General features: G+C 61.1%; 11 protein-coding genes and 1 pseudogene. 7 read left to right on the top strand and 5 right to left on the bottom strand.

What is annotated here, in order from left to right; all coding sequences use genetic code 11:
• Window positions 1-257: 257 nt before the first annotated feature.
• A complete protein-coding gene (locus tag CPI83_RS06590; RefSeq protein WP_232816925.1) occupies window positions 258-1,259 on the top strand; it encodes a helix-turn-helix domain-containing protein in 1,002 nt (333 codons plus the stop codon).
• Between the two features lie 390 nt (window positions 1,260-1,649).
• Here CPI83_RS06590 and CPI83_RS06580 read toward each other — a convergent pair.
• From CPI83_RS06580 to sthA, 3 genes and pseudogenes are all read right to left on the bottom strand, one after another.
• A pseudogene (locus tag CPI83_RS06580) lies at window positions 1,650-2,150 on the bottom strand (class I SAM-dependent methyltransferase); the annotation flags it as partial.
• 88 nt (window positions 2,151-2,238) lie between these two features.
• Window positions 2,239-3,141: a hypothetical protein gene (locus tag CPI83_RS06575; protein WP_097386976.1), complete on the bottom strand. Its 903-nt coding sequence runs from the start codon at window positions 3,139-3,141 to the stop codon at window positions 2,239-2,241.
• A 151-nt stretch (window positions 3,142-3,292) separates the two neighbouring features.
• A complete protein-coding gene (sthA, locus tag CPI83_RS06570) occupies window positions 3,293-4,705 on the bottom strand; it encodes a Si-specific NAD(P)(+) transhydrogenase (RefSeq protein WP_007733953.1) in 1,413 nt (470 codons plus the stop codon).
• A 471-nt stretch (window positions 4,706-5,176) separates the two neighbouring features.
• Here sthA and CPI83_RS06565 point away from each other — a divergent pair, with 471 nt between their 5' ends.
• The 6 genes from CPI83_RS06565 to CPI83_RS06540 all read left to right on the top strand — a co-directional run bounded on the left by CPI83_RS06565 (window position 5,177) and on the right by CPI83_RS06540 (window position 11,447).
• Window positions 5,177-6,691, top strand: coding sequence for a condensation domain-containing protein (locus CPI83_RS06565; protein ID WP_097386975.1), 1,515 nt, complete (start codon window positions 5,177-5,179; stop codon window positions 6,689-6,691).
• Window positions 6,624-8,096, top strand: coding sequence for a condensation domain-containing protein (locus CPI83_RS06560; protein WP_097386974.1), 1,473 nt, complete (start codon window positions 6,624-6,626; stop codon window positions 8,094-8,096). Before CPI83_RS06565 ends, CPI83_RS06560 begins: the two co-directional genes overlap by 68 nt.
• Window positions 8,096-9,478, top strand: a complete 1,383-nt coding sequence (locus CPI83_RS06555; protein WP_046379113.1) for a condensation domain-containing protein — start codon at window positions 8,096-8,098, stop codon at window positions 9,476-9,478. The genes CPI83_RS06560 and CPI83_RS06555 overlap by 1 nt, the downstream gene beginning before the upstream one ends.
• 78 nt (window positions 9,479-9,556) lie before the next feature.
• Window positions 9,557-10,018 carry a MarR family transcriptional regulator gene (locus CPI83_RS06550; RefSeq protein ID WP_003940568.1) on the top strand — a complete coding sequence of 154 codons (462 nt, stop codon included), beginning with the start codon at window positions 9,557-9,559 and terminating at the stop codon, window positions 10,016-10,018.
• Window positions 10,015-10,443 carry an organic hydroperoxide resistance protein gene (locus tag CPI83_RS06545; protein ID WP_003939720.1) on the top strand — a complete coding sequence of 143 codons (429 nt, stop codon included), beginning with the start codon at window positions 10,015-10,017 and terminating at the stop codon, window positions 10,441-10,443. The genes CPI83_RS06550 and CPI83_RS06545 overlap by 4 nt, the downstream gene beginning before the upstream one ends.
• A complete protein-coding gene (locus CPI83_RS06540) occupies window positions 10,440-11,447 on the top strand; it encodes a zinc-binding dehydrogenase (RefSeq protein ID WP_019745038.1) in 1,008 nt (335 codons plus the stop codon). The genes CPI83_RS06545 and CPI83_RS06540 overlap by 4 nt, the downstream gene beginning before the upstream one ends.
• 78 nt (window positions 11,448-11,525) lie before the next feature.
• Here the strand turns inward: CPI83_RS06540 and CPI83_RS06535 are convergent, their stop codons facing one another.
• Together CPI83_RS06535 and yidC are read right to left on the bottom strand one after the other, a co-directional pair.
• Entirely contained in the window at window positions 11,526-12,401 is an 876-nt protein-coding gene (locus CPI83_RS06535) for an oxidoreductase (protein WP_097386973.1), read from the bottom strand.
• A 51-nt stretch (window positions 12,402-12,452) separates the two neighbouring features.
• Window positions 12,453-13,409, bottom strand: coding sequence for a membrane protein insertase YidC (gene yidC, locus CPI83_RS06530; RefSeq protein WP_046379116.1), 957 nt, complete (start codon window positions 13,407-13,409; stop codon window positions 12,453-12,455).
• Window positions 13,410-13,419 lie beyond the last annotated feature (10 nt).

Raw genomic sequence — 13,419 nt, 5'->3', positions numbered from 1 at the left:
GATTTGAAGTGGATGTCATGATGGCCGACAAACGAGCAGTCGATCCCCGCCGAACTCGAGATTTCGTTCGAGCATCGAACTCCCAACCTGTCCACCCATAACGAACAACATAGACAGAATCACCGCGACACGCGAGCACTGGCCGTCTCACAAATACGCCCGATTTGTCTCATTATGTGGGCTCGGTCACTATTGACATTTATTTGCGGGAGAGTGACTGCGACCTGCGGGATCTGACATATCATGCCCGCGTGCCGATGAATTCCGCCCGCATTCGCGTGTCGACTCGATCGGTGGACCCTGCGGACGCCAACGACTTCTGGCGTGTCGTCACGCGTCCGTTCTTCGTCACCGAGCCGATAGGCGCCGACACGCCCCTCCAAGGCTCGATCTCCGCCCTGCCTATCGGGACCTCGCTGATCGGTGAAACGACCTTCAACGCGCAGAAGTACCACCGCAGCAAAGTTGTGATCGCCGAGAGCGGACTCGACGATCAGTACATGATCCAGGTCGTTCTCGGCGGACAGGTCAGTGGTGACGCCGACGGAGTGGATTTTGTCGCCCGCCCGGGGGACATCGCGTTCTTCGACCTCGGGCGAACCTGGACTGCTGACGTCGAAACCGAGGCGACCGGACGCACCATCACACTCCTGGCACCGCGCTCCCTCGTCGAAGCGGAGTCGAAGGGTCGTTCTCTACACGGGAAGGTACTGCGCGGAGTTCCTGCCGTCGTGCTCGCTCAGTGCATGCAATCGGTCGTACTCGCGCTACCGCATCTCGATCCCGATGCTGCGGCCGGCTACGAGGACGTCGTCGCTTCCCTCCTGCGTGTCAGTTTGGGTATCGCCGAACCTGATCTGTCGCCGCGGCCCGATCACTCTCTCCGCGATCGTGCGTACGCCTACATCGCCGAGCATCTCTCGGAGACCTGGCTCGGCCCGACGAGCATGTGCGCAGCATTGTCGGTCTCCCGAGCACAGCTCTACCGCGCATTCGCATCCGACGGCGGAATTGCTCTTGTCATACGGCGCAAGCGCCTCGAACTCGTCTACCGCGAGTTGACCAGAGCCGAGATGTCGAACGAAACGACCGACGCGTTGGCCCTGCGATGTGGCTTCACCTCGAAATCCCAATTGGCGCGCGCGTTCAAAGACTTCTACGGGATGACTCCGAGCCAAGCTCGTACCGATGGCAGGCGCACGATCGGGGACCCGTCGATCGCACGGCTGCACCGTCGACTCGCGTTCTTCAGCCCCTGAATCCGAAATACTCCACAGCCTCGGGATCGCGCCTGTGTTCTAGTTGATCCATGAGCTGGGTCGACAAGGATTTCCGACGTCCTTGATCGTACTGGCGGTCATCGCCGCAGTTACGTACGTGTTCTCCTACCTGCTCGCCCCCGCCCAGGCCTCCCAGACCCCGTAAGAACCTCTGCTTCATCACGATTCGGCCTCCGAACCGCGGTGGAGATCAATAACTCCTTGCCAGGCAGCGAGCTCAGATCACTTCAGCTGGAAATGAACCGGAGAACAAACTGCTCGATGCCTTCCGAAATGACTTTGGTCAGCGCAGTGAAGTCGTTCGACCAACGTTGAATATCCAAGCTGCTCATTACTTTCCTCCGGTCTACGACCCGGCGCCTGTGACCGCACCCCACCCGGCTCGAGGAGGTCGTGGATCGACTGGGCCCAGGTGGCGAGTTCCGGCAACCAGACGATTGTCCCGGCGCTGGTGACGATCGTGTCGAAACGTCGGTCGATCAGCGTCGAGGCGAATCGCGCATCACCTTCCACCCACGTGATCTCGCGGTCGTCGGCCTTCGCGATACGCGCTGCGTGGCGCAGAGAGTTGGGCGAAAGATCGAGCCCGTGCACCTCCACCGCACCAAGGCGCGCCCAGGAAATGGTGTCGATACCAATGTGACACTGCAAGTGCAGGAGCGAGCGATCCCGCACTCCCGACGCCGGCAGATGCGTAGACAGACTCGACAGATCGTTCTGCACGACTCTAGAAATGGCCGCTCTGTCGGCGAGAAACCCTCCGACGTCATACATTTCGGAGCGCACATGCACCTCGGCGCGATCGTCCCAATTCGACCGGTTGCCGGCGATGGCTTCTGCCTCGTGCTTCGCTTGGCCCTCGTGCACCATTGACCCTCCGCCATCGACTTGAAGTGTCTTTTTAACACGTCTGTGGTCGTGTTCGCGTTCCAGTTTTCGAAGGGCTGTGGTTTTCGAATCAGACGGTCACTTCTTCGGCAGGTTTCCCCTCGTGGCTCGCCGCGCCGAAGACGGCTACGGCGACGGCGCCCGCGATCGCTCCGACGAATCCGACGATGGCAAGCCATTCCAGGCCCGGTCGCGACGCATCGCCGAGCACCACGACGCCGACGATTCCCGGAACGACCGTCTCGCCTACAACCAGTGCCGCTGTCGCTCCGTTGACGGATCCCAGTTGCAACGCCACCGTGTGCAGATAGAAACCGCCCAGGCCCGAGACGAGGATTGCCCAGCCGGCCGGATCGCGGAGCATCGTGCCGATTTCGAACGGATCGATTCCGTAGACCACGCGTACGGCAATGGCCAGACAGCCGAACAACACACCCGAGATCAACCCGGCGACAACTGCTGCGCGTGAGCCCAACCATCGGATCAAACCGATACCGATCGACAAGATCAACGCCGAGCCCACCAGGACACCCCAGTGGACGACGTCGTTGGAACTCCCGCCGCCCGCGTGACCCGAAGACAAACCGAGCAGCAGGAGCGATCCGATCACCGTGGCGATCGCGAACCAGTCGCGACGATGCAACTGGATGCCCAGGACCACGGTCCCCAGCACTGCCGTGATGACGAGATTGGCACTGACCACTGTCTGCGACAAGAACAGTGGAATGAGCCGCGCGGAGATGGCACTACCGGCGAATCCGACCGCATCGAGCACGGTGCCCAGGATGAACGACGCCGTCAGCGCTGCGGCGAACGTCGAACGCAAGGTCGGGCCACCCGTCGCCGTCACGTGTCCGGCCTCGCCTCGCTGCTCGGCGGCCGCTGCCGACTTGCGCGCGCCGTACGCCTGCAACACCGACGCCACGCCGTATCCGACGCACGCCACAATCGCGGCAATCAGTCCGATCAGCATCGAAATTCCACACGAAGTTCATGGGCAATGGTCATAGAGATAGACCCTGCCCTATTTTCCCAGGCCTGACATCACCCTCAGGTATTCGAACAAGTGCTACCCGAGAAGTACACCGACCGACCCTGACCGGTACCTGGGGACACCCCGACCCCTAGTGGAATTGCTTGAGAGCCCTGATCTTGTTCATGACGTCGAGCGCCGCCACCTTGTACGCCTCGGACAGTGTCGGATAGTTGAAGACGGCGTCGACAAGGTATTCGACGGTCCCGCCGCACCCCATCACCGCTTGGCCGATATGCACGAGATCCGTTGCACCCGAGCCGAAGATATGAACGCCGAGCAGTTTCAGGTCATCCGTCGACACCAGGATCTTGAGCATCCCGTAGGTGTCGCCTGCGATCTGCCCGCGCGCGAGTTCACGGTATCGGGAAACCCCGACCTCGTACGGCACCGATTCCTTGGTCAAATCGACCTCGGTGGCGCCTACGTACGACACCTCGGGAATCGAGTAGATGCCGATCGGCTGCAGATCCATCAGCTTCGCGCCTGGTTCGTCGAAGGCGTGGTAGGCCGCGAGTCGACCTTGATCCATCGACGTCGCCGCCAACGCCGGGAAGCCGATGACGTCACCGACGGCGTAGATGTGTTCGACCTTGGTGCGGAAATTGTCGTCGACGTAGATGCGGCCACGTTCGTCGGCTTCGAGCCCGGCGTTCTCCAGCGCGAGTGGCGCCGTGAGGCCTTGCCGTCCCGCCGAGTACATCACGGTCTCGGCGGGAATCTGCTTGCCGCTGCGCAGCGTCGTAAGCGTTCCGTTCGCTCCGACGTCGACGGCCGTCACTTCTTCACCGAATCGGAAAGTGACCGCCAGATCGCGTAAATGGAACCGAAGCGACTCGATGACCTCGGGGTCACAGAAGTCCAGCATCGACGTTCTCTTCTCGACGACGGTGACCTTGGTGCCGAGTGCCGCGAACATCGACGCGTACTCGATACCGATCACTCCCGCGCCCACCACGACCATGGTGGTCGGGATGGAGGTCAGATCGAGGATTCCGTCGGAGTCGAGCACCCGGTGACTGTCGAAGGACACCCCCGCCGGGCGGGCAGGCAACGTTCCGGTCGCGATCACAACGAATTTTGCCGTGATCGTCATCTTGTCTCCGCGCGAGGCGTCCTCGACGAGGATGGTGTGCTCGTCGACGAACGAGCCGACCCCTACCAACAATTCGACGCGGTTACGCAGGAGCTGAGATCGCACGACTTCGATTTCTTTGGTGATGACATGCTGGGTTCGCGCCAGCAGGTCGGCCGGAGTGATGTTCTCCTTGACGCGGTAACTTGCGCCGTACAGTTCGCGTTGGTTCATCCCGGTGAGGTAGAGAACCGCCTCGCGCAACGTCTTCGACGGAATGGTGCCGGTGTTGACGCACACTCCCCCGAGCATGTTGCCCTTCTCGACCATCGCTACCCGTTTACCCAGCTTGGCCGCCGCGATGGCAGCCTTCTGACCACCCGGGCCGGAGCCGATCACAACCAGGTCGTATTCCATCGGATCAGTCATCGCTTACAAATACCGTCTGCATACGACCGGCAGATGCCGAGCATGTCAATACTCGGTGAACAATCCGCGCGCCGAACGGGCACGACGGCTGTACACGAACCCTGTTGCAATTAAAAGATATACAGTCAAACCCTTACGAAAATTGCTACACACAAACATATTCCGACATTCGCATGCGCACATTCTTCGCCGTCCGACGGAGTTCACAACGGTCTGTTGAAATTTGTTTCACCCCAGAGTGATTGATCGATCAACTGACAGGTGACCAGGGCAGTAAACCGGATGTCCAGTATTCGAATTGTCCGAAATAACGAGCAGAATGTTCCTCGTCACATCCCGGACCGAAGCAGTTGCGCGGAGCCTCAGGTCGCGTTCTACTTGCCTTGACTAATCATCTGTCACTCTCGGTTACAAACATCCGCCCCGTTCACGATCCCCACCTTTCGCCATCTCGAGAGATCAGGTTTCCCAATGGAATTCACGGAACTTGCCGACTATCCCCTACCTCCTGGGACCGTCACCGAGTGGACTCCTGCCGCAGTGAATCCGCCCGAACTGTGGCCTGTCGACCAGCGTCCCGCCAGCTACATACACGAGGCACACTTGAAACATGCCGAGCAGGCGAAACGGCAGGCGCACCATCACAACGACGGATGCACTCCGTCGTGGCTGGGTACCTCGTTTCGTATCCACGACCGACTCGACCGAAGGATCTGGGCGGCCACTCTCGATCATTGGATCGATCGCCACGAAGTGCTCCGAACACGAGTCGCCATGGAGGGCGAAGCGATAGTCCGACGCACCGCGGGTCCTGGAGATGTCCGAATTCTGGGTAACGAAGTCGGACATCTTGCGTCCTCGATGTCCGTCTTCACGCATCTGCAGCAACTGCTCGACCGGTCGACCGATCCACTTGTGTGGCCTGCGTACCAGTTCGCGACAATTGAAGGTCCCAACCATTTCACCGTGGTCTTTGCCGCTGATCATGCTCTGCTGGACGGATATTCGGTGGCGTTGACCGCGCACGAACTGCAGACGATCTACCGTTCGTCGAGCGAGGGAAGCCCTCCCTCGCCGCCGGAGACCGGAAGCTACATCGACTTCGGCACCAGGGAACGAGATCTCGTGGGACACGCGGACTGCTCTCACCCGGCGGTGCAGACGTGGCGCGAGTTCTACGCGCAGGGCGAGGCTCCGCTCTTTCCAGCGCTGCCCGAACCGGTCGCCGGACGCCGAGGCCCTCAGCAGAGCCTGTCCGCCTGGCTTCTGAGCGCCCGGGGAGCCGAACGCCTGGCAGAAGCGAGCAAGCGCAGCAACCAAGGATTCCTGGCCGCGATACTCGCGTGCGCGGCCAAGGTGACCGGTGATCTCACCGGTGCAGACGAATTCCGCGTCGTGGTGCCGCAACACACCCGTTCGGAGCTTCGATGGGCCGCGTCGCTGGGATGGTTCATCGGTGTTGTGCCGGTGAGGATCCCGATTGCTCCCGCAGCAACCGTGAGCGATCTGGCCAAGGTTGCCGGCACGGAGATGCGACGCGTCCGCCCCGCAGCGGCCCTGCCGTACTCGAAAGTGTGCGAGCTGATCGACTCCCCGCAGCACCTGCCGTTCGTGCTCTCGTACATGGACGTTCGTCACGTTCCTGGTGCCGAGCAATGGACGAGCTGGCAGACCAGAGGCCTTCGTAGTCGCGATCATTCGGGAACCGACGTCTACATCTGGCTCACACGGACTCCCGAAGGGCTCAATCTGGCCATACGCCACCCAGGCAACGCGCGCACAAGCCGCCACATCCATCAGTTCGCGGGACTCCTACGCCGCGAAATGGAGGACTTTGCCTTCTCGACCGACACATGCTCACCTCCGACCAACACCGCTGTACCGATCAATACCGCTGCACCGATCGAGGAGAACTCTCATGGAAATGACACCCATCGATCTCTGGGCACCGAAAGCCGGGACGCTCACCGAGTTCAGGCCTACTGAGCAGTCCCTGACGGCAGCATCTCGAGCACCACTGAGCGACCAACCTCTCTCGTTCCTCCAAGAGGGACACATTCGTACCGCCGATCACAAGCGCGCACAAGGCGTCGACTGGTCACCGTGGATCGGATTCACGTTCACTCTGCCCGGTGATCTCGATCGGGAGGCACTGCGTCGGGCGGTCCAGGCGTTTGTCTTGCGGCACAACACACTTCACAGTTGGTTCGAGGTGAGACCATCCGAAGATCCTGGCGGCAGCGGGGTCATCGACCGTCATGTGGTGGATGAATCGACGATCGAACTCGCGCCGCACAGCGTCGGTTCCCTGAACACGACCGATGCGGTTCGCGAGCATGTCAGCCGAAGTTTCGCAGGCGATACCAGCCCACTGCAATGGCCTTCGTTCACCAGTGGCGCCGTCGAGCACGGCACCGGCGCCGGTTTCACCATCTACTACGGCGTCGATCACTCGCACACCGACGGCCTGTCGCTGATGCTGGGCGTCGAAGAACTTCGTGCGCTGTACATCGCCGAAAGCGCCGGCATCGACGCTCAACTTCCCTCTCCCGGCAGCTACGTCGAGTACAGCGGCGAAGAACGGGCAGCGGCGAAGAACCTCGACCTATCCGCAGAACCTGTGCAGCAATGGATTTCGATTCTCGCCGCCAACGCCGGACAACTCCCGACGTTCCCCCTCGACCTCGGCGTCGCGCAGGGCGAACAGACCCGGTCGACCCGCACACATATCGACGTTCTCGACAGCGACGAGTCAGCCGCGTTCGCAGCGCTGTGCAAGTCCAATGGCGTCGGATTCTCCACGGGGATCTTCGCAGCCCTCGCCCTCACCGAGATCGAAGTTTCTGACAGAGCGAACTACTTCGCGCTCAACGCAGTCGGTACTCGTTCCGATCCGAGATACCTGTTTTCTCAAGGCTGGTTCATCAATCTCGTCCCGGTCTCGTTCACGCTGAGTGGTGTCACCACCTTCACCGATGCACTCCCCCTTGCTCACGCTGCTCGCGCAGCCGTGAAGGGACTCGCGGACGTGTCCATTCACTCGGTGATCGCCCAGGTGTCGAAGTTGACCGGATCCGACATCGGCGGAACCTCGGTCCCGCCGATGGTGTCGTACATCGACATGCGCCTGATTCCAGGTGCCGAGCACCACGACGAACTCGAAGCGCGCGCACTCGGTGGGCCAGGAACGACGGGTGATCTGTCGATGTGGATCAACCGGAAGGAAGACCGTACGTACGTGATGGTCAGTTTTCCCGATACCGAGCAAGCGCACACATCGGTGGATCGGTACCTTCGACACCTCCGCAACGTCCTGAGAACGGTCGCCGATACCGGCGACTACCGTGTTGTTCGTCAGGCGGATGCACGTCAGGAAGTGGAGACCGCCTGATGCACATCACCTTTCTCGACAGGTTCGAGGCACGGCCGGGCCGCATCCTGCAGTGGACGCCGAGCGAAATCTCCACCGGATCGACATATCCGGTTCCTCCGACCTCGAATCAGCAGCTGCATCTTGCCGGGAGCCGCGGCGATACGACTTGGCTCGCTGCCACTTTCGACGTTCCCGGCCCGATCGACACGGACGCACTCCGGGCCAGCTTCGAGGAATGGACGTCCCGTCACGACGCCCTGTCGTGCTCGTTCTCCCAGGCCGAAGAAGCGGATGAATCCTCGGCGCTGTTCGTCGACGTCGCCGATGTCGTCGATCTGCGCCTCCGTGAGGAAACAGTGGCGGACGCGCGAACGCCGGAACAGGTGCGAGAACTCTTGGGCGAGCGCTTGGATCGATGGTGCAATCCTTTTGCGTTTCCCGCCTACTTTCTCGGGGCCATCACCCGCGAGGACCAGTCGACAGTGATCTGCGGATTCGACCATGCCATCTGCGACGGCTGGTCCATGAGCATCGCAATTACCGAGATCAGCACTCTGTATCGTGAATACACGCGGGCGGACCGTAATCCGATCGCGTCAGATCTCTTGCCCGAGCCCGGGAGTTTCCTCAACTACTGCTTCCGTGAATCGGCAACCGCGGATCCAGAGCCCGGCGACCACCGCATTTCGGGGTGGCGGTCTTTCCTTCGATCTTGCGGGGGTGACACTCCCCATTTTCCCGTAGATCTGGGGCTGCCCGCCGGGACCATGTCGCCCCAGGGCACAGACACCCGAATGCTCCTCGACGCCGACGAAGCAGAGCTGTTCGACCAGAACTGCGCCGATCATCGACACTCGTCGTTCGGTGCGATTCTTGCGTCGATCGGTTTGGCCACAACACAATTGACCGACAAGAGAGACACACGCCTTCTGTTCCCTGTTCACACACGTCGGGAACCGCGGCACAACCACACCTTCGGCTGGCTGGTGGCCAATGCACCCATCACCGTGACGAGCATGGATGATCTTCACAGCACGGCTCGGGCAGTCAATCTCGCTTTCCACGAGTCACTTTCACTGTCGTCCGTGTCGTCGAGACAAGTGTTGAGGAGCTTGGGACCCGAGGTTTCGCCCACTCGCCGAGACATCTTCTCGGTGTCCTACGCCGACTACCGGACCATGCCCGGTGGATCTCGCCCCCGCGAATCACGGCCCGGCGACTCACAACCTGCGCCGATCAATCCGCAGCAACTCAGTCGCGTGTCGAGCGCCGACGACGTTCAGTTCTGGTTTTCGCGCACCCACGACGGGCTGGCAGTGCGCACCCGATTTCCGGCACCCGCGGCCCAGGCAGTGCTTACCTTCCTCGAGTGCGTATCCGAGATTCTGTCGACGCCGTAACCAGACGGCTGTGCATCCGCAGATCTATTTGACACTTCTTTGTTGTGCACAACTTAACTGTGCGCTACAGTTGTTCTCGTGACCAACCCACTCGCTCTCGAACGCCAGGTCTGCTTCGCCCTCTATTCGGCGTCGCGGGCCACTACGGCCGCGTACCGGGCAATGCTCGACGACCTGGGAATAACGTATCCCCAGTACCTCGTCCTGTTGACACTCTGGGAACGAGACGGCCGGGGCGTGCGTGAGATCTGTGAGGCACTCGATCTCGATACCGGAACTCTGTCGCCGCTGCTCAAGAGGCTGGAGGGTCTGGGATTCATCGAGCGCCGACGCCTCACCACGGACGAGCGTCGCGTCGAGATTCACCTGACCGAGGCGGGTTCCACCTTGCGCAGCAAGGCCGAGGACATCCCGGCCAAGCTCGCAGGCGCCACTGGTCTGAGTAACGACGAACTCACCGAACTCCGAGACGTTCTCACTCGTCTCGGTGAGTCACTTCAAGCATCCAACGCCCACTCCGACGGAAAGAAGAAGTCATGAATATCGTCTACACCGCAGAAGCACTTGCCACCGGCGAAGGCCGCAACGGTCACGCTCGCACTTCGGACGGACGCCTCGATCTCGGCCTCGCCATTCCCAAGGAAATGGGTGGCAGTGGCGAAGGCACCAACCCCGAGCAGCTCTTTGCCGCCGGATACGCAGCATGCTTCCACTCCGCTCTGCAGATGGTCGCCCGCGCCGAGAAGGCCAACGTGGCTGATTCCGCAGTCGGCGCGCGGGTCGGCATCGGCCCCAACGGTGCAGGAGGCTTCGGACTCGCTGTGACGCTGGAGGTTTCACTCCCCCATCTGCCCCATGATCAGGCCGTCGAGTTGACGGAGAAGGCGCACCAGGTGTGCCCGTACTCCAATGCAACTCGCGGCAACATCGAGGTCACCCTCGAAGTAAGTAAGGACGACGAATGAGCACCACCACTGTCAGCCGGGAAATCCGTCTCGCTTCACGCCCGAACGGTTGGCCCACCTCGGAGAACTTCGCCACCGCCGAAGTAGAACTCCCCGAACTCGAAGACGGCCAGATCCTGGTCCGCAACATCGCCATCTCCGTCGACCCGTACATGCGCGGCCGAATGAACGACGTGAAGTCCTACCTTCCGCCGTTCCAGGTCGGTGCGCCGCTCGACGGTGGTGCTGTCGGCGAGGTCGTCGAATCCAAGTCGGCTGATCGCGCTGTGGGCGACGTTGTCGTCCACGGCCTCGGATGGCGTGAATACGCCATCCTCGACGGATCCGCAGTGACTCCGGCCGACACGTCCATCGCGCCGGCGACGGCCTACCTGGGTGCCCTCGGCATGACTGGCCTCACCGCGTATGCCGGCCTCACCGCGGTTGCGGAGTTCAAGGAAGGCGATACCGTGTTCGTCTCCGGCGCAGCCGGTGCCGTCGGATCGCTCGTCGGTCAGATCGCCAAGTTGCTCGGAGCGAAGCGAGTAATCGGTAGCGCCGGTTCACCGGCGAAGGTTGCCCGACTTCTCGAACTCGGATTCGATGCGGCATTCGACTACCACGACGGCCCGATCACCGAACTGCTCGCCGCTGCCGCCCCTGACGGCATCGACGTGTACTTCGACAACGTCGGTGGCGAGCATCTCGAAGCCGCCATCGATGCCATGAACCAGGGTGGCCGGATTGCCCTGTGCGGAGCCATCGCTCAGTACAACACCACCGAGAAGCCCACCGCTCCCCACAACCTGGCACTGGTGATCGGCAAGCAGCTCACACTGCGCGGATTCCTCGTAGGCGGCTACCGTCACCTCGGTGGCGAATTCCGCACCCACATGGCAGGGTGGCTCGCCGACAACAAGATTCAGTGGGACGAGACCATCGTCGAAGGCCTGGAGAATGCACCGCAGGCTTTCATCGACCTGATGCGCGGTGCGAACACCGGCAAGATGGTTGTCACGCTGTAACCCGAACAACATCTGGCTCGAACGGATATGAAGGTGGCCGCGAACTTCTCGAAGTTCGCGGCCACCTTCATATCTGAATCAAATCCCGAACGAGACTCCGGTCAACTTCTCCGACAGTGTCCACAAACCCGAGGCTGTCTTAGTGTCGTGTGACTTCTTGTTCGACCCCACGACCTTCGGATAGCCTCGCTGCTCGAACGGACCGTCCGGTCCGATGTAACTGCCGCCGAAGGCATCCGGCGCGGTTGCCGCCCACAGTTCGGGAAGGGCACCCATCTCCGCGGACTGCGCGAAGATCGAATTGCCGATTCCCATCAGCTTGTCCTGGATCGACTCGGTGTGCCCCTGCAGGTTCGTCGACGCGTACCCCGGATGCGAAGCGAGCGCTTTGAGCGAAGATCCCGAGGCCGCGAGCCTGCGTTGAAGTTCGTACGTGAACAACAAATTGGCAAGCTTGGACTGCCCGTAGGCCAACCAGCGGTTGTACTTCCGACGCTCGAAATTGAGATCGTCCAGATCGACAGTTCCGAGCTGATGCAGGGCACTGGACATCGTCACGACACGGTCGGTGAGCTTGCCCTTCAGCAATCCGGTCAACGCGAAGTGCCCGAGATGGTTTGTGCCGATCTGCATTTCGAATCCATCGACAGTCCGGCGAAACGGAACCGCCATCACGCCGGCGTTGTTCACCAGGACGTCGACCTTCTCCGTTGCGTCGGCAAAGGCTCGTACCGACGACAGATCCGAGAGGTCCAATTTGCGGACAACCGCGTTGGGTCCGATCTCGGCGGCCACGGCGTCGGCCTTCGTGGTGTCACGACAGGCGAGGACGACGTCGGCCCCGGCTTTGCCAAGCGCCCGTGCGACTACCTCACCCAGTCCGCTGTTCGCCCCCGTGACGACAAATGTGCGGCCGGTCTGATCGACTACGTCTTCTGCGGTCCATTTGGTCATGCATTCCAGCGTACGTGCCTTACCCGCCGGTAGGGAGGGGTCGCTTTTCTGTTATCGCTTGCGTTTGGCGCGGATCGGCTTTGCACCCGGCAGCGGCGGTGCTGCAGCCACCCTGGGCGACGGGGGCGCAGTCACTCCGGGTGTCGGCGACGATTCATCTTCCTTCTGCTCCGCCGCGATCCGGCCGTAGACCAAATGCTGTTGTCCCAGCGTCCAGCAGTTGTTACTCACGAAATACAGCAGGATCGCCACGGGCGCGAAAGCACCGAAAGCGATCACACCCACCGGAAACACCCACAATGCGAGCTTGTTCATGATCGCTGTTTGAGGGTTGACGGTTCCGGTGTCCACTTGGCGCGCGATGGACGCCCGCGACGTGAAATGTGTAGCGACGGCGGCGAAGATCATCAGCGGTACGGCAACCAGAATGATGGAGATACGGCTGACGTCGCCGAACGCTTCCAGTTGCGCTGCCGGACTCGAAATCATGGCGGACAACGGCGCGCCGAACAGTTTGGCGTCGAGAAACGACTGCACGTCCGAGGCACTGAAGAAGTAGTTGGCCGTATTCGCGTTGTCCGCCACCGACATCGGTTCGGTCGGGCTCAGAAACGGGACGTGCGATGCCGCTCCAGTCCGATTGAACGATCGCAGGACGTGATAAAGGCCGATGAACACCGGTGCCTGAACGAGCATCGGCAGACAGCCGAGCAACGGACTGTAGTTGTGTTCCTTCTGCAGCTTGGCCATCTCGACAGTGAGTTTCTGCCGGTCACCCGAATACTTCTTCTGCAACGCCTTGATCTGAGGTTGCAGCTTCTGCATCACCAGTTGGGTGCGGACCTGCTTGACGAAGGGTTTGAACAGCAAAGCCTTGAGCGTGAAGACCAGAAATACGACCGACAACGCCCATACGACGCCGTTGTCGGGTGATCCGGAGATGAGTGAAAAGACCTTGTGCCAGAACCAGAGGATTCCGGACACGGGGTAGTAGACAAAATCGAGCATGACGAATGAA

It is taken from the genome of Rhodococcus sp. H-CA8f (genome assembly GCF_002501585.1).
In the GTDB taxonomy this organism is placed as follows: domain Bacteria; phylum Actinomycetota; class Actinomycetes; order Mycobacteriales; family Mycobacteriaceae; genus Rhodococcus_F; species Rhodococcus_F erythropolis.
Note: the sequence above shows the minus strand (reverse complement) of the source record. Positions and strands in the feature narration are given on the sequence as shown.

Excerpts from the sequence above, each read along its gene's own strand:
- CPI83_RS06560 (WP_097386974.1), top strand. The coding sequence starts at position 6,624 with ATGGAAATGACACCCATCGATCTCTGGGCACCGAAAGCCGGGACGCTC.
- yidC (WP_046379116.1), bottom strand. The coding sequence starts at position 13,409 with ATGCTCGATTTTGTCTACTACCCCGTGTCCGGAATCCTCTGGTTCTGG.
- CPI83_RS06575 (WP_097386976.1), bottom strand. The coding sequence starts at position 3,141 with ATGCTGATCGGACTGATTGCCGCGATTGTGGCGTGCGTCGGATACGGC.
- CPI83_RS06540 (WP_019745038.1), top strand. The coding sequence starts at position 10,440 with ATGAGCACCACCACTGTCAGCCGGGAAATCCGTCTCGCTTCACGCCCG.
- CPI83_RS06555 (WP_046379113.1), top strand. The coding sequence starts at position 8,096 with ATGCACATCACCTTTCTCGACAGGTTCGAGGCACGGCCGGGCCGCATC.
- CPI83_RS06535 (WP_097386973.1), bottom strand. The coding sequence starts at position 12,401 with ATGACCAAATGGACCGCAGAAGACGTAGTCGATCAGACCGGCCGCACA.
- CPI83_RS06590 (WP_232816925.1), top strand. The coding sequence starts at position 258 with ATGAATTCCGCCCGCATTCGCGTGTCGACTCGATCGGTGGACCCTGCG.
- CPI83_RS06545 (WP_003939720.1), top strand. The coding sequence starts at position 10,015 with ATGAATATCGTCTACACCGCAGAAGCACTTGCCACCGGCGAAGGCCGC.
- CPI83_RS06565 (WP_097386975.1), top strand. The coding sequence starts at position 5,177 with ATGGAATTCACGGAACTTGCCGACTATCCCCTACCTCCTGGGACCGTC.
- sthA (WP_007733953.1), bottom strand. The coding sequence starts at position 4,705 with ATGACTGATCCGATGGAATACGACCTGGTTGTGATCGGCTCCGGCCCG.